This window comes from Prosthecobacter sp. (genome assembly GCF_044227185.1).
Lineage (GTDB): Bacteria > Verrucomicrobiota > Verrucomicrobiia > Verrucomicrobiales > Verrucomicrobiaceae > Prosthecobacter.
The window spans coordinates 21776-38039 of sequence record NZ_JBGAFO010000017.1 but is presented as its reverse complement, the minus strand read 5'-3'; the positions used below and the strand labels follow the sequence as shown (position 1 = coordinate 38039).

Genomic DNA, 16264 nt, shown 5'->3' with positions numbered 1-16264 from the left:
AACGTCGCCTTGCTCATTTCTCATTCCTCCCTAATCTCGCCGCCCTTATGCTCAGAGCCGGTATTGTAGGCCTTCCCAACGTTGGCAAATCCACCCTTTTTAATGCTGTCACCCGCACCCGCAAGGCGGAGGCGGCCAATTATCCTTTCTGCACCATCGAGCCGAACACCGGCGTGGTGACCGTGCCGGACGAGCGGCTTGCCGTTCTTTCGAAGCTTTCCGGCTCGCAAAAGCTGGTGCCAGCGGCGATCGAGTTTGTGGACATCGCCGGTCTGGTGAAGGGCGCGGCCCAGGGCGAAGGCTTGGGCAACAAATTCCTCAGCCACATCCGCGAGGTGGACGCCATCGTCCACGTGGTGCGCTGCTTTGAGAACGGGGACATCACCCACGTCAGCGGCACGATTGACCCCGTGGCGGACATTGAAGTGATCAACACGGAGCTCATCCTGGCTGACATGGAGGCCGTGCAGCGCCGCAAGGAGAAGAGCGAGAAGAAGGCCAAGAGCGGCGACAAGGAGGCGAAGGCGGAGATCGCCCTGTGCGAAAAGCTCATCCCCCACTTTGACGCCGGCAAGCCTGCCGTGACGCTGGAATGCACGGACGACGAGCGCAAGCTGATGAAGACCTTCTTCCTCATCACCTCCAAGCCCTGCATCTTTGCCTGCAACGTGGCGGAGAACGATCTGGCGGCCGCCTCCAATGATCCGGACAACCATCCCTTCGTGGGCAAGGTGCGTGAATACGTGCGCCATGCGCATGAGGCGACGGCAGTGGTCGTCAGCGCGGCGATCGAAAGCGAACTCATCGACCTCAGCGATGAAGAGGCGAAGGCCTACCTGGCGGACATCGGCGTCACGGACAGCGGCGTGTCACGCCTGATCAAAGGGGCCTACGATTTGCTGGGCCTGCAGACCTATCTGACCACGGGCGAGAAGGAAACGCGCGCCTGGACCATCAAGAAGGGCATGAAGGCTCCGCAGGCCGCGGGCGTCATCCATGGTGACTTCGAGCGCGGCTTCATCGCCGGTGAAATCGTGCATTTCAACGACCTCGTGGAGCTCGGCTCCAACGCGAAGGCGAAGGAGAAGGGCAAGTGGCGCATCGAAGGCAAGGAGTACGTCATGCGCGACGGCGACGTGGTGGAGTGGCGCTTCAACGTGTGAGGCGGGCGTTGCCCGTGGTTGTGGACCGGACGGAGCGCGCCCGGTTCACCCCTTCCTCTCCTATCACTGGGGCTCTTTCCACAGGCGTCCCTGGCCGGTGCGGAAGGAACGCTCCAGGCTGCCAAAGAGTGAGTTCAGTGTCTTTTCGTCCTTGAGTGAAAACTCGATGGTGTGGGCGTGGGTGGAGGCAGGGTAGTTCTTCACCACTTTGGGAGTGGCCAGGTCCGGGGAGACGCGCCCGGCCGCCTGCTCAAACAGGCCTTTGGCTTTTTCCAGCGCCTGAGTGCCCGCGCCTGCCGTGCTGCTGCCGGATTCTGGCTTGTAGGGCTCCAGGAAATAGAAGCGGATGATCTGTGCGGAGTTCAGCGTCAGGTTCACCTCCACCACGCGGGCCACGCCGTCGGAGATGTATTCGTGCTTGGAGAGGGCGATGATGGAATTGCAGCGCACGATGTAGTTTCCCCCCTTCAGGCGGCCGTCCCACAGGCCGTCCTGCGTCACCGTATCCTGCGGCGCGGTCTGGCCGTTTTGGCCGGTCGTCTGACCGCTGGAGCTTTGCGCATGGAGGGAGACAGTCAGAAGCAGCGAGAGGGTGATGAGGAGTGCTTTCATGAGGATGGGAGGAGGGGAGATTAGCACGAGCGTGGCGGGAAAGGACAACCCTTTCTTTGGCGGAATGTTTCCCGCTGCTCATGGTCGAAGGCGCGGCAGACATTGTTTTAGACAGGCGATTTGATCTGAGGATAAACCAATGCCCGGGCGGATATCACGCAAGACGGTCAAGCCCTCATCGATCCCGCCGGCCTCTCCGCGATGCAGCAGCAGAGCCAGTGCGGCGAGGCCGGTGCGTCCATGACCCTGGGCGCAGTGGATGAACACATGCTCATCAGGCTTCAATCCGCAAATGGCAGAGAGCAGCGCCTCTGGAGTGGGTGCGGAGGCATCCAGGGTCGGGAGGGCGATGTACCTTATGCCGTTTCGCACGGCCACTATCTCGGGAAATTCGGCGGTCAGGTCCAGAATCGTGGTGATGCCGTTGGGGCGCTCATTTCCCACCAGCCTGCGACCGACCGTGAGCCTGTCATTGATCTGGTGTGTTTTGGGTTCTGGCAGCCAAGTGCACAAGCGCCACATTCCCCAGGTGAAAAGCAGGTAGGGCAGGAAGAAGAGAACGCGTTCTGGTGCCAACGTGCCATCCGACCGCTTGCCAAACACCGAGGCATCACGCCGCGCGTAAGCGATGCTGAGCGCCAGCATGTCGAGCGCAAACCAGAGGACCAGCCAAGTCCAGCCGCCCTTATAAAGCCACGGCGTCAGGCTCAGCAGCATTCCCAGGACGAAAAAAAGCGCGGCGTGCTTCATGCGGCGACAAACTTAACGAAATCCGTCCGGCGCGGCAAGCCGCCGCCCGCTCGAACTTGCCAAATTCAAAGTGGCATCGTCCATTTAGAAGAGGTCACGAGTCGCGTATATGTATGTGGAAGCAGTTCATACCCTTACGCGCACCATGTTCAAGTTCTCCGGTCAAGGCTCCATCACCAATTGCGACGGCATCACGCGTCGTGATTTCCTGCAGGCAGGCGCCCTCGGCGCCATCGGGCTGACGATGCCTGGATTTGCCAAACTGCGGGCTGAAGGGCGGGTGGACGCCAAAAAAAGCAACAAGGCGTGCATCATGATCTTCAATCTCGGTGCGCCGAGCCAGCAGGATCTGTGGGATATGAAGCCGGATGCGCCGAGCGAGATCCGCGGGCCCTTCAAGCCCATCCGCACCAAGAGTGATGCCTTTGAGATTTCCGAAATCCTCCCTCTGCATGCAAAGATCGCGGACAAGTTCAGCCTCGTCCGCTCCTGCTACCACACCGCCGCCGCCGTGCATGACACGGGGCACCAGATGATGCAGACAGGCCGTCTTTTCACCGGGGGCGTTAACACGCCGCATGTGGGCAGCGCGCTGGAGTTTCTGCAAGGCCGCCGCAGCGACCTGCCGGCGCATGTGATCCTGCCGGAGACGATGGGACCGACGGGCGGCAACATGCCGCACGGGCAGGACGCGGGATTCCTCGGCAAAGCCTACGACCCCTTTGTGCTGAACGCCGACCCCGCCGTGAAGGATTTCAAGGTGCCGGATTTGCTGCCGCCCAAGGAGATCGGCGAGGTGCGCCTGGAGCGGCGCCGTGAACTGCGCGAGCTGGTGGACAGCAGTGTGCGCAATTTTGAGTATAGCGAGCAGGCGAAGCTGATGGATTCAAACTTTGAGTCCGCCTACCGCATCATGACCAGCTCGCAGGCGCGGGAGGCTTTTGATCTCACCAAGGAACCTCTCAAAGTCCGCGAGCGCTACGGCTTGAACCGCTTCGGCCAGAGCTGCCTTCTGGCGCGGCGTCTGGTGGAACGCGGTGTGCGCTTCGTCACCGTCAATACCTTCATCACCGTCTTTGGTGAGATCACCTGGGACATCCACGGCTCGAAGCCCTTCACCAGCATCGAAGGCATGCGCGACATCGTGGCACCGATGTATGACCAGGGCTACAGCGCCCTCATCGAGGATCTCTTCCAGCGAGGCATGCTGGATGACACCATGGTCACCTGCCTCGCCGAATTTGGCCGCACGCCGAAGATCAACCCCGCCGGCGGCCGCGACCACTGGCCGAACTGCTGGACGGTGAACTTCGCCGGTGGCGGCATCAAAGGCGGCCATGTGGTGGGCAAGAGCGACGACATCGGCGGCTACCCGACGGAGCGCCCCGTCGCGCCCAAGGAGATCGTGGCCACGATTTATCAGGCGCTGGGCATCGACCTGACCACCGAACTGCCAGGGCCGCAGGGCCGGCCGTATCCGGTCGTCGATTTCGGCACGCAGGCGATCAAGGAGCTGTTTGCGTAGTTTGAGCAGCCTCTCCGCCAAAACCTTTCCTCACGTTTCATCCATGATGCTTCGTTCCTTCATTGTCTTTGCGGCTCTTTCTTCCGCAGGAGCGGCGGAAGTCCCGTCCTTCCGCAACACGATCCAGCCCATTCTCACGCGCTACGGCTGCGCGATGGGCGCGTGCCATGGTGCTGCTGCGGGGCAGGGGGGCTTTCGTCTGTCGTTGCGCGGGTTTGATGATGAGGGAGACTGGATCTCCGTGACGCGCAGTGCGAACGGTCGCCGTCTGACGCTGGAAGATCCGGCGCGCAGCCTGCTGCTGCTGAAGGCTGTGAAGGCGGTGCCGCACAAGGGGGACAAGCGTTTTGAGGTGAACTCGCCGGAGTACAAGGCCATTGCTGACTGGATCGCCGCGGGTGCACCCGGGCCGAAGGCTGATGATCCGCGTATCATCGCGCTGGATGTGGAGCCGAAGCAACTGGTGACAAAGCCGGGCGTGACGCTGCCGCTCAAGGTCACTGCGAAATTCAGTGACGGCCACAGCGAGGACGTGACGCGCTGGACCAAGTACAACGGCGTGAATGCCAGTGTGGCGACCGTGGACGAAAAGGGGGTGGTGAAAACAACCGGGCGCGGTGAAACGGCCATCAGCGCGTGGTATTTGAGCCGGCTGGCGGTTTCAACGGTCATCGTGCCGAATGATGGGAAGGTGGATGAACCGGCATTTGCGCAGATGAAGCCGCGCAATTTTATCGACGAGCAGGTGCTCACGAAGCTGCGCGCGCTGAACATCCCACCCTCTGGGCGCGCCGAAGATCACGAATTTCTGCGCCGGGCGTTTCTGGATACCATCGGTGTTTTGCCCTCGCTGGAAGAAACGCGCGCCTTCCTGGCTGACAAGAGCGCGGACAAACGTGACCGTTTGATCGAGGCGCTGCTGCAGCGGCCTGAGTTTGTGGATTACTGGTCGCACCGCTGGAGCGATTTGCTGCTGGTGAATGGCGACAAGCTCATGCCACAGGCCATGTGGTCCTACTACAACTGGATCCGCCGCAATGTGGCCGCGAACACGCCATGGGATGTGATGGTGCGTGACCTTCTCACGGCGACGGGCAGCACGCTGGAAAACGGCGCGGGCAATTTCTTCATCCTGAATGACGAGCCCACCAAGTGTGCCGAGACCATCAGCGTGGCCTTTCTCGGCACATCCATCGCTTGCGCGAAGTGCCACAACCATCCGATGGAGAAATGGACGAACAACGAATATTTCGCCTTTGCCAACATGCTCTCCCGCGTGCGTACCAAGAACGGAGCGCAGACCGAGGAACGGGTGCTGTTCTCCGCCGCCGATGGCGAACTGGTGCAGCCGCTCACCGGCAAACCGCAGCCGCCGCACCCGCTGGATGTCACCACGCCGGTCTCCATGACCTCCACCGAAGACCGCCGTGTGCCGCTGGCGAAATGGCTCACCGGTGCGGACAACAAACTCTTCCAGCGAGCGATCGTGAACCGCGTGTGGGCGAACTTCTTCGGCTCCGGTCTTGTGGAGGCGGTGGATGACCTGCGCGTGACGAATCCCGCCAGCAACGAGCCGCTTTTCGCGGCGGCGTGCGAGCATCTGGTGAAGGCCAAGTTCGATCTGAAAGCGCTCATGCGCACCATCTTGCAAAGCGAAACCTACCAGCGCAGCAGCGTGACGCAGCCGGAGAACATCACCGATCTGCGCTACGGCTCGCACTACGTGCCGCGCCGTCTGAAAGCCGAGGTGCTGCTGGACACGGTGTCCCAGGTCACCGCCGCGCCCACCACCTTCAAGATCGACAAGCGCAATGCCAACCGCGGCACCAGCGAGAGCTACCCCATGGGCTTCCGGGCGCTGCAACTGCCGGACAGCAACATCGCCAGCTACTTCCTGAAGAGCTTCGGCCGCGCCGACCGCATGGCCACCTGCGAGTGCGAGCGCACGAACGAGCCCAGCATGGCCCAGGCCCTGCACATCGCCAACGGAGACACGCTGAATCAGAAGCTGGCACAAAAAGACAACCGCCTGGATGCGCTGCTAACTAGCAAGCTGAGCAACGAGAAGATCATTGAGGAGGCCTACCTCATCGCGCTGACGCGCCTGCCCACCGAACGTGAAACCACCAAGGCCGCCGCCATGCTGGCCAAAGCCTCAGGGGATGACCGCCGCACGACCCTGGAGGACATCTTCTGGGGGCTGATGAGCTCGAAGGAGTTTTTGTTTAATCATTGATAGGAACGCCCCCATGAATTTCACCCGTTCTTTCCTCTTTTTGGTGGGGTTTGTCGCCACCGCCCGCGCCCAGACCGTGGACTACACGAAGCAGATCGTTCCGCTTTGGGACACCTACTGCATCGACTGCCATGATGACACGGATGCGGACGGGGAGTTCCGTTTGGACACGTTTGCGAACCTGATGAAGGGTGGCAAGGAGGGGAAGGCGATTGTGGCGGGGAAGGCGAATGACTCGATGCTGGTGAAGTTTCTCGAAGGCCATTCCGGACGCGGCGGGAAGAATGAGTTCATGCCGCCGGGGAAGCGCGAGAAGCTCAAGGCGGAGGAGATTGCGCTGATCAAAACATGGATCGATGCAGGGGCAAAGGGGCCGGCCGTGGCGGAAGCGAAGCCGATGCCGCGTGAGGTTGTCACTCAGCAGATCACGCCGACGGTACCGCTGAAGCGTTCGATTCAGGCGGTGGCGTTTTCACCCAAGGCACAGTTCATCGCCGTGGGGCGCTACGGTGAGGTGGAGCTGATCAATCCGGTGACTCGTACCGTGGTGCGCAAGCTCAGCGGATTCAAGGGCAAGGCCAATGCAGTGGCGTTTTCTCCGGATGGCATGACGGTGTATGCCGCCGGTGGCGAGGCAGGCATCGTGGGCATCGTGAAGAGCTGGAAGACCAGCGATGGCGCGCCACTGCAGTCCTTTGACGGACATCTGGATGCTGCTTATGCGCTGGCGGTTTCGCCTGATGGTAAGATGATCGCCACAGGAGCTTACGATCAGAAAATCCGTCTGTGGGATGTGGCCACGGGCAAGGAGATCGCCTTGCTGAAGGGACACAACGGCGCGGTGAATGGTCTTTCATTCCGTGCTGATGGCAAGGTGCTCGCGAGCGCCAGTGCGGATCGCACGGTGAAGCTGTGGAGCATCCCGGCCGGGCAGCGGCTCGACACGCTTTCGCAGCCGACCAAGGAGCAAACCAGCGTGGTCTTCAGTGAGGATGGCAAACACCTTTTTGCCGCCGGCGGGGACAACCGCATCCGCCAGTGGAGCATCAGCGCCGATGCCAAGGAAGGCACGAACAAGATCATCACCAGCCGATTTGCGCATGAAGGGGGCATTTTGAACCTCGCGCTGTCCGCTGATGGCCAGATGCTCGCCTCCACCTCCACAGACAAGTCGCTCAAAATCTGGAGCACGGCCGACCTCACGGAAAAGGTGCCGCTGGAGAAGCAGCCGGACTGGTCGCCCGCGCTCGCTTTCACTGACAAGGCGCAGCTCGTGGCAGGTCGTGTGGATGGCAGTCTCAGCGTCTATGAATCGGCCACCGGCAAGGTGGTGATGGCTCCTGCGGCTGCAAAGCCGGCCAAGGCGATGAAGCCCGAGCTTGCGCGAGTCACTCCACGAGCGGCACGCATTGGTGGCGAACTGATGGTGAACATCGCAGGCAAGGGACTCACTGCGGACACGCAGGTGATGGCGTCGCATCCCGGGCTGAAGCTGGAGCTTGTCAAAGGCAGCGTCAAACCCACCACGGCAAGCGTGAAGATCACCGCCAGCGCAGCGGTGCCGCGTGGTGCGCATGAGGTTTGGCTGAAGAGCGTGGCAGGGGAGTCTGCACGGATCAAAATCTATGCCGATGATCTCACGCCCATCATTACGCAGGCGGCTGACTTCAAAGCGGCGCCCGTGAGTGTCGCGCAGGTGCCCGCCAGTCTGTGGGGCACGCTGACGGAGACCGGCCAGCACGACGCGTACTCATTCAAAGCGAAGGCGGGTGAGGAACTCGTGCTCGATCTTGCCGTGGCGCAGGTGGGCAGCATGGCGAAGGCTCCCACGCTGGAGATCATGGACATGAATCACACCGTTCTGGCGGTGAACCGCGGTCTCGACAGCGGGAGCGATCCGTTTCTCGCGTGGAAGGCCCCCGCAGATGGCGAGTATATCGTGCTGGTGAGCAATACGACCATGGACGGCAGCGCGGACCACGCCTATCGGCTCACTCTTGGCGCGCTGCCCTATGTGACAGCCTGGTCGCCGCTCGTCGCGCAGATCGGCAAGGAGACGAAGGTCACGCTCATCGGGCATCACCTCGGGGGCAAAGCCACGGTGATGATGAAGCCAGGGCAGGAAGACAGGATGAACGTGCCGCTGGATGACAAAGCATTGCGCTTCCGCTCCATGCCCGTGCTGCGTGTCAGCCCGCTGGCGCAGGTCGAGGAAGTGGCGGGAAATGACAGCATCGCCAAGGCGCAAAACATTCCGGCGCCGGCCACGGTGAATGCGTGCATCTCCAATGCCGGCGACATCGATCACTTTGCTTTCGAAGCCAAAAAGGGCCAGACCTGGATCATCGAAACGCTGGCAGACATGGCGGGCTCGCCTGCTGATACGAAGATCGAAGTGCTGCATGCCGACGGCAAACCCGTGCAGCGCCTGCTGCTGCAGGCCGTGCGGGACAGCTACAACAACTTCCGCAGCGTGGACGCCAACAACCCGGACATCCGGCTGCAAAACTGGGAGGAGATGGAGCTGAACGAATTCGCCTATTTCAACGGCGATGTGATGAAGATCATCCGCATGCCACGCGGGCCGGACGGCGGCTGCTTCTTTTACACCGTGCGCAACAAACGCCGCGCCTATTTTGACACCACGGCCAATTCCCACTCGCTCGACGAGCCTTGCTACATCGTCGAGCCCAAGCCTCTCGGCAGCCAGATTGTGCCCAACGGCCTGCCGGTCTTCACCCTGAACTACACCAATGACGACAGCGGCGACCGCAAGCTGGGCAGCGACTCACGCCTGACCTTCACCGCGCCTGCAGACGGCCGCTACATCATCAAAGTCACCGACACCCGTGGCTGGGGTGGCGAACGTTATGTTTATGCGCTCACTGTGCGCGAGCCAAGGCCGGATTTCAGCGTGAAACTGGCTGGGATGAATCCCACCGTGATGCCCGGATCTTCCGTCGGCTTCTCCTTCCGGGCTGAACGTGTGGATGGTTTTGATGATCCCATCCAGATCGACATCACCGGTCTGCCTGCGGGCTATTACGCCTCTTCCCCGCTGCTCATCGAAGCCGGGCACGATTTGATCAGCGGCAGCTTGCGTGCCGCACCCGATGCGGCCGCGAATGCCGACTGGAGCAAGGTCAAGATCGCGGCCAGGTCCAAGGGGCTGGCGCATGACGGAGGGACCTTTGGCAAAGTCATGCTCGGTACAGCGCCGAAGTTCATCGTGGTTCTCGAACCCTATGTCGGGGGCAAGCCCTTCATGCGCGAGATTAAGGATGAAACGACACCTCTCGAAATCACCCTGGCCCCTGGGCAGACAGTGAAGGCCTGGATTCGTGCCGTGCGCATGGGCAATGACGGGCTCCTCAGCCTGGATGTACATGGCCTGCCGCATGGCGTCATCGTCGATGACATCGGCCTCAACGGCGTGCAGATCCGCGAGAAGGAGAACGAGCGCCCCATCTTCTTCCGCGCCGCGAACTGGGTCAAAGACCAGGACAAACTCGTCCACGCCGCCCTGAGCTCCGCGCGCAATGAGCACGACAGCGCGGGATTGCAGACAAGCTTCCCCGTGCTGATGAAAATCCGGAAGCCGGCGGGTGTGGCGGGGAGGTGAAATCTGGGTTGGATAAGCGCCAATGATTCAATTTTTGGTTTCCATCTTTTTAACTGTCTGTTTGGGCGCGTGCAGCCTCAGCAAGCCGCCGCCCCGGCGCGAGGATGACGATTCTCCAAACAGTCCCGCCCGGCTTGCAGCGTACAAGGCCGAATATGCCTCAAAGCATGCGATGTACCGGTGTGACCAAAGCGAGCTTCCCGCCGTCCAGATTCATCCGTTTAATACGAAACGTATTTGCCCGCTTGCTTTGTCGCGTGGGTTAGTGCTGCGGCTAAAGCTGGGAAGGAAAATAGAAAAGCCGGGAGCCACCTCCTACCGAACGATGTCAAAGTACGTCCTGTCCACTGCGGCTGGGAATGAACTTGCCCGGGCTGAAAGCATGATGTGCAAGCTGGAATCAGAAGGATGTGATGGTGAGATCAAAGTCTTGTTTACCCCTTCTGAAAACTGCGTGCTGGTTGAAGAGGAGACCTTTGGAGCCGGCAGTACGATCAGGCATGTCGTTTTCATTCCGGCAGCGGTTCAAAAATCAGGCCAGGCGCCCTTGGCCTGGCGCGCCTTTCACCTGGACCTGCCTGAACGGGGGTTTGGCGTGGGGGAAGGAGAGCACGTAGGCACAGTGCATGGAATCGCGGGAGGAAAAATTTTTGTGGAAATGGACGACGCTTTTTATGCCTTTCCGCTGGAGAAATTTGTCACCACCGAACTTGGGGTTTCGAACGGCTAGAAGGGTGCGTCTGAGCTGGCTGGAGAAAGCCTCATGACAGCTTAGCCTGCCACAACCGTGGTGTTTTCCGAGGTGGACCTGCATTGCCGATTTCCACGCTACAAAACACCGTCCATCCGCGTTCCTCTCCTCATGAACCGCCGCCATTTCCTCCAGAAGTCACTCGCATCTGCCGCCTATGTTTCAGCGCCCGCCATTCTGCGGGCAAAGTCGCCGAATTCCATGTTTCAGGTGGCGTCTATCGGCGTGGGCGGAATGGGCGGCAACACCATGATGAGCGTGCTGCAGCATCCAAAAGTGCGCCTCGTGGGCATGTGCGATGTGGATGCTAAAACTCTGGAGATCGCGCGCGGTGGCAATGCGACGCGGCGGAAGGAGCTGCAGGACCCGGATGCGGCGAAGCGGCTGGAGGGCGCGGCAGTGTATCGTGACTACCGTGAAATGATCGCCAAGCTGGGCGACAGCGTGGATGCGGTGACCATCGGCACGCCGGACCACATGCATGCGGCCATGGCGGTGGCGGCGCTGCGGGCGAAGAAGCACGTTTATTTGCAGAAGCCGCTGACGCATCACATCCACGAGGCGCGGATTTTGGGAGCGGAGGCGGCGAAGGCGGGCGTGACGACGCAGATGGGCACGCAGGGGCATTCCAGCATCGAGACCTCGCTGGCAGTGGATCTCATCAAAAGCGGAGCCATCGGCAAGGTGAAGGAAGTCATCTGCTGGGAGAACAAAAAGGCGGGCTGGTGGCCCAAGGTGACCGAGCGCAAGGCGCAGGCCGATCCCGTGCCGGAGAACTTGGACTGGAACCTGTGGCTGGGCGTCGCAAACGAGGTGCCGTTTCTCGACGGGGCCTATCATCCCTCCATGTGGCGCTCCTGGGTTGACTTTGGCGTGGGCATGATGGGGGACATGGGCTGCCACTACTTCGATGTCGTTTTTGCCTGTCTCGGCCTCGGGGCGCCAACCCGCGTGCGCTGCGTGGACGAGGGCAGCAAAGGCGATCTCTATGCGCAGAAGAGGCACCTTGAGCTTGAGTTTCCCGGCACGCCGCTGACTGCCGGAGACAAGATCAAGATGACGTGGACGGACGGCGGCTATGCCTACGACTCGCGCGTCATCAAGCCCAGCGTGCTGACGAAGGACACGCCCAGCGGCATCTTCTTCATTGGCGAGAACGGCGGCATCTTCAAACCGCACTCTCAACGCCCCTGGCTGGTGCCGGAGGAGAAATTCACCGGCTACGCCTACCCGAAGACGCGAGTGGCAAACCACTACACCGACTGGGTGGACGCCTGCATGAAGGGGGAAAAAGCCGCCGCCGACCTGCCCACCTACGGCTGCCCCGTGACGGAGGCCGTGCTGCTGGGGGTGCTGGCAGAGCGCAATCCGGGAGGCTGGATCGAATGGGACGCCGCTGCAGGCAAAGTGACGAACCAGCCTGCGCTGAATGCCCAGCTCACCCGCAAATACCGTGACGGCTGGAGCGTGGAAGGGCTGGGCTGAGGGGTGCTTAACCCCCGCAAAGCAAGCACAAAATACAGTTCAAGTTGTTCATTACCGACGTTGCACTCGTCCAATGTCGTCGTAGCATCGTAGAGTTCCTTAATGAGCGCGCATGAGCACAAACCAGACTCACGTCTGAAGCAGGCCGAGAAGATCGCCACCCACCCTGAACAGTACAAAGTCTGCGAAGGCTGTGGGTCCATCGTGGTCACCCGTGCCATCACCTGCCCGAGCTGCCATGCCTACCTGTTTGACGCCACCTCCGTGCGCGTGATCGCGCAGGCCAAGGAGCTGGCGCTGCGGGCGGCCAATTCGGTGCTGGCCTCGGATCTGTCGTAAGTCACGGTTTGCGCAGGGGCAGGGCGTCCGGCGTTTCTCCACGCAGCAGTTTGCCCAGCATGCCCGTCAGCCAGAGGTAATGGTCGTTCGGCAGGTCAGGCTCGGCCAGGAAGCGGCTTTCGCCCACAGGCGGGTGGTTGTCGGTTTTAAAGATGGCGGTGCCTTCGTCCATTTCGTCAAACATGGCCACGTAGAGCATCTGGGCCCCGGCCTGTCTGGCGGCGAGCGCCTGTGACCAGAGAAACTCTCCCTTGAGGCGCGGGATGGCATCAAACTTGGCCGGCTGGTTGCGCGACTTGGAGAGATTCGTCCAGCTAAAGCCGGGGAAGAGGACGGGCAGATAGTCCACCTTGTGCTCCGCGCACCAGGCGATGTCGGGCTTTAAAATTTTGTCCCCATTGCTGGCGGCTTGTTTGGGGGTGCCGAAGCGGCCCACGGCCCAGGGGCTGACGATGTCGGCACGGGCGATGAGCTCGTGCAGTTTGGGGTCTTGGATGGTGTCTCTCTTGGTCTCCAGCGAGCGCCAGTAATAGGGCACGCCGAGCATGATGGCGCAGCCGCCGAACTCCGGATCGTCGCGGAGAAAAGTGATCAGCCGGGACCATTCTTCAAGCATGGGCGGCCGGTCGTTGAAGCCGAGGCCCCACAGCGCGACGAGAGGCTTGCCGTGGTGTTTGAAATAGCTGGTGCTTTTAGGATCGAGACGCTTCTCGGTGATCAAGCGTTTCCAGTCGTCGATCACCAATTGAATGTCGCCTTCCTTGATCCCGCTGAGGTCATACATCAGCGTGATGCCGCGCCCATTTGCTGTTGCTGCGGTCTGGCAATGAGCCAGCACCCGGTCCATCGGCTCGCGAAAGCGCTTGTCGCGCGTGGTGGTGGCGAAGCGCTGGATGAAGGCACCGTCGATGCCGTAGTCGCGCATCCATTTGAAATGAAGCTGGATGACGGCGGGATGCACGGAGCTGAAGACCTCGGCGGTGCTGCCATCCGCATGTTTGAAGGGGGTGGGCACACGGGCCTCTTTCGGCAGCTCGCTCACGTCCGGCCACATCTCGATGTGGGCATGCCCTGGCTCGAGGATCTTGCTGCCTGCGGCGTAGTGGTGCCAGCCGTTGTCGCTGCCATCGCCTTCGCAGCGGAACCAGCCCTGGTAACCGCAGACGACTTTGCCCGTGAGCGTGCTGGTGTCCACGCTCTGGGCATGGGTGCTGAGGGCGAGCAGGGCAGGGAGAATGACAAGGCGGAGCATGCGGGATGTTTTCATTGACGGCGGGGAAGCGTCAAGGTGTGATGTGGTCCGCATGAAACGACGCGCCTTTGTGAGTTCGCTGGCCGCATGGCCTGCATGGGCGGTGGCGCTGCCACTGTCCGCAGAGCAGAAGATTCGCACCATCGCTGAAGGGTTCCTGCGTGAGCATGGCATGCAGGGCATGAGCATCGCCTATGGCAGGGACGGAAAAATCGACTTCGAGGCAGGCTACGGCTTTGCCGATGCGGACGCCACGGAGGCCGTCACGCCACAGCATCGTTTCCGCATCGCCAGTGTTTCCAAGCCAATCACGGCCACGGCGGTGATGCAGTGCATCGAAAAAAGACTGCTCAAGGCTGACAGCAAGGTCTTCGGTCCGCAGGGCATCCTGGGTGGAGACTACAGCGGAGACGTGGCGGCGGTGACCGTGGATCAGCTGCTCACCCACACCAGCGGCGGCTGGGCCAATGACAAGAACGACCCCATGTTTAAAAACCCGCGCATGAACCACGCGGAGCTCATCGCGTGGACACTGGCAAACCAGAAGCAGACCCACAAGCCGGGCGAGCACTTCGCCTATTCAAACTTCGGCTACTGCGTGCTGGGCCGTGTGCTGGAGAAGGTGCACAACCTGCCGTATGACAAGGTGATCGCCCAGGAGGTGCTGTCCAAGTGCGGCATCACTTCCATGGACATCGCCGGCAACACTTTGGCGGAGCGGCGGCCGCGGGAGGTGATGTATGTCACGCCCAAAGCCGGTGCTGCCTACGGCATGAATGTCTTCCGCATGGACTCGCACGGCGGCTGGATCGCCACGGCGGGGGACTTGGTGCGGTTCGCCTCGCAGCTTTCGCTGTTGCTCAATCCAGATTCCCTTCGTGCCATGACCACGCATGGAGTCAGCGAGAGCTACGCACGTGGCTGGAACGTGAACAAGGCGCCCAACTGGTGGCACAACGGCTCCCTGCCCGGCACCACGACGATCATGGTGCACACCGCCGGCGGCCTGTGCTGGGCCGGTTTGCTCAATGGTCGCAAGGATGGCCTGGGCCTCGCGCTGGACAAGCTGATGTGGCAGATAAGCAGAGCGCTGAAGGCTTGAGCTTCGTTTGTCAGGGCTGCTTCTTTCGAATCAGAAAAACCCAGTCCTTGCTACGGGAAACGACGTTTCCCGCAGCATCCTTCGACTCGGTGCCCGCGCCAAATACGAACACGCTGGCGGTGAAGGAGAAGTGGCCCATGGGTTTGCCAGTGGCTGGATCCATGCTGGTGGCCTCCATGTCAGCCGATTTGAAGGACAGCTTGCTGAAATCAGGCGCGATGCTGGTGGTATGCGTATCGGGCACGTAAACGACAGCGAAACTCCCATCCGTGGCGACAGCGCACATCGGCGGATTGATGTTTGAGTGGCTGTTCACCAGGAAGTCATCATCCCGCCGCAGCTTCGTCCAGTCGAGCCCCTCCATGAATTTCTTCATCACGCCCATCTGCGCTGCGCCGGGCAGATCCAGCGCCTGCTGCCACGGCGTGCGCGCGTCCGTCTGCGCCTTGCGTTTGGTGAGATCATGAAACTGCCAGATGCTGTGCGTGCCATAGACGTGGCCGCAGGCGCCACTGAGGACGCTCCACCACGCGGCGCGGCGGACATCGTAGTCGTCAAACCATTCGGTGGGCTTCTTGTCCTTCATGAGGGCGCGCACGGGGTGGTCTTCGTAGCAGGGTTCGCCATCCAGCGTGGGCTTGAGCGCGGGCAGGGCCAGGTTTTTCGCGTTCATGTCGTAGTTGGCCTTGGCGCGCTGGGCGTGGCCGCTTTGAAACATGTGGAAGTCCAGCCAGGGTTCGTCCGGCCAGTAGTCGGAGGAATTGGCGCCGCCCTTGGGATGAAAAGTGATCAGGTGCCTGCCGCCATCGCCTTTCTTCAAACCGGCCGCCATGGCGCGGATGATGGCACGCTGTGCGTCGTTATCCACGGAGCGGTCGCCGCCAAGAATCCAGATGATGGGTTTGTCCTTGTAGCGCTTCGCCAGCCACTCGCAGTAGGTGGCGGCGTTCTCAGGCGTGAAGATCTCCGGTCCCTTGCCCCACTTCTTGTTCCACTTGTCTCCCCAGGTCGGCAGCATGGCGGTGTAGAGGCCGAGGGATTCAGCCTTGTTCACGATCCAATCGACGTGCTGGAAGTAGGCCTCACGCGGCTTCGTCGGGTCGTTGTTCTCCAGCGGCATCTCCCCGTAAGCGTTCGGTTGATCGAATTCATACTCCGCCAGCGCCACGGCCAAGACGGTGTTGAACCCCTTGTCGGCGCGGTTTTTCAAATACAGCTCCGCTTCCTCACGCGTGAGCCGGTGGAAGAGCTCCCAGGCGGTGTCGCCAAGGAGGAAGAAGGGCATTCCATCGGCGGTGGCCAGATGGCGGTGGTCATCGGCGACTTTGAGGTCAGGGAGCGCAGCGCTGGCGGTGAAGGCGAGGGCGGACAAAAGAATGGCGAGGCGCATGCCGAAGATATTGGCAGAAGAGCGCGCCCAATTGCCA

General features: G+C 61.2%; 12 protein-coding genes. 8 read left to right on the top strand and 4 right to left on the bottom strand.

What is annotated here, in order from left to right; translation table 11 throughout:
- Positions 1 to 47 precede the first annotated feature (47 nt).
- Positions 48 to 1163 carry a redox-regulated ATPase YchF gene (gene ychF / locus ACILSQ_RS28640; protein WP_395747124.1) on the top strand — a complete coding sequence of 372 codons (1116 nt, stop codon included), beginning with the start codon at positions 48 to 50 and terminating at the stop codon, positions 1161 to 1163.
- A 63-nt stretch (positions 1164 to 1226) separates the two neighbouring features.
- Here ychF and ACILSQ_RS28635 read toward each other — a convergent pair whose 3' ends face one another.
- On the bottom strand, positions 1227 to 1775 hold the full coding sequence (locus tag ACILSQ_RS28635) for a hypothetical protein (protein ID WP_395747123.1): 549 nt from the start codon (positions 1773 to 1775) through the stop codon (positions 1227 to 1229).
- Between the two features lie 78 nt (positions 1776 to 1853).
- Entirely contained in the window at positions 1854 to 2525 is a 672-nt protein-coding gene (locus tag ACILSQ_RS28630) for a hypothetical protein (RefSeq protein ID WP_395747122.1), read from the bottom strand.
- A 145-nt stretch (positions 2526 to 2670) separates the two neighbouring features.
- On the opposite strand from ACILSQ_RS28630, the gene ACILSQ_RS28625 reads away from it, so the two are divergent.
- The 6 genes from ACILSQ_RS28625 (at position 2671) to ACILSQ_RS28600 (ending at position 12483) form a co-directional block, all read left to right on the top strand.
- Positions 2671 to 4050: a DUF1501 domain-containing protein gene (locus tag ACILSQ_RS28625; protein WP_395747121.1), complete on the top strand. Its 1380-nt coding sequence runs from the start codon at positions 2671 to 2673 to the stop codon at positions 4048 to 4050.
- 43 nt (positions 4051 to 4093) lie between these two features.
- Complete coding sequence (locus tag ACILSQ_RS28620; protein WP_395747120.1) at positions 4094 to 6286, top strand: DUF1549 domain-containing protein; 2193 nt, start codon at positions 4094 to 4096, stop codon at positions 6284 to 6286.
- A gap of 13 nt (positions 6287 to 6299) precedes the next feature.
- Entirely contained in the window at positions 6300 to 9908 is a 3609-nt protein-coding gene (locus ACILSQ_RS28615; RefSeq protein WP_395747119.1) for a c-type cytochrome domain-containing protein, read from the top strand.
- Positions 9909 to 9930: 22 nt separating this feature from the next.
- Positions 9931 to 10638 carry a hypothetical protein gene (locus ACILSQ_RS28610; RefSeq protein WP_395747118.1) on the top strand — a complete coding sequence of 236 codons (708 nt, stop codon included), beginning with the start codon at positions 9931 to 9933 and terminating at the stop codon, positions 10636 to 10638.
- A 132-nt stretch (positions 10639 to 10770) separates the two neighbouring features.
- Entirely contained in the window at positions 10771 to 12144 is a 1374-nt protein-coding gene (locus ACILSQ_RS28605) for a Gfo/Idh/MocA family protein (protein ID WP_395747117.1), read from the top strand.
- 102 nt (positions 12145 to 12246) lie between these two features.
- Positions 12247 to 12483 (top strand): hypothetical protein, encoded by a 237-nt coding sequence (locus tag ACILSQ_RS28600; RefSeq protein WP_294398876.1) that lies wholly within the window; start codon positions 12247 to 12249, stop codon positions 12481 to 12483.
- A 1-nt stretch (position 12484) separates the two neighbouring features.
- Here ACILSQ_RS28600 and ACILSQ_RS28595 read toward each other — a convergent pair whose 3' ends face one another.
- Positions 12485 to 13735 (bottom strand): glycoside hydrolase family 71/99-like protein, encoded by a 1251-nt coding sequence (locus tag ACILSQ_RS28595; protein WP_395747116.1) that lies wholly within the window; start codon positions 13733 to 13735, stop codon positions 12485 to 12487.
- A gap of 52 nt (positions 13736 to 13787) precedes the next feature.
- Here ACILSQ_RS28595 and ACILSQ_RS28590 point away from each other — a divergent pair, with 52 nt between their 5' ends.
- Positions 13788 to 14837, top strand: a complete 1050-nt coding sequence (locus ACILSQ_RS28590; protein WP_395747115.1) for a serine hydrolase domain-containing protein — start codon at positions 13788 to 13790, stop codon at positions 14835 to 14837.
- Positions 14838 to 14847: 10 nt separating this feature from the next.
- Here ACILSQ_RS28590 and ACILSQ_RS28585 read toward each other — a convergent pair whose 3' ends face one another.
- A complete protein-coding gene (locus tag ACILSQ_RS28585; RefSeq protein WP_395747114.1) occupies positions 14848 to 16227 on the bottom strand; it encodes a DUF4038 domain-containing protein in 1380 nt (459 codons plus the stop codon).
- Between the last annotated feature and the right edge of the window lie 37 nt (positions 16228 to 16264).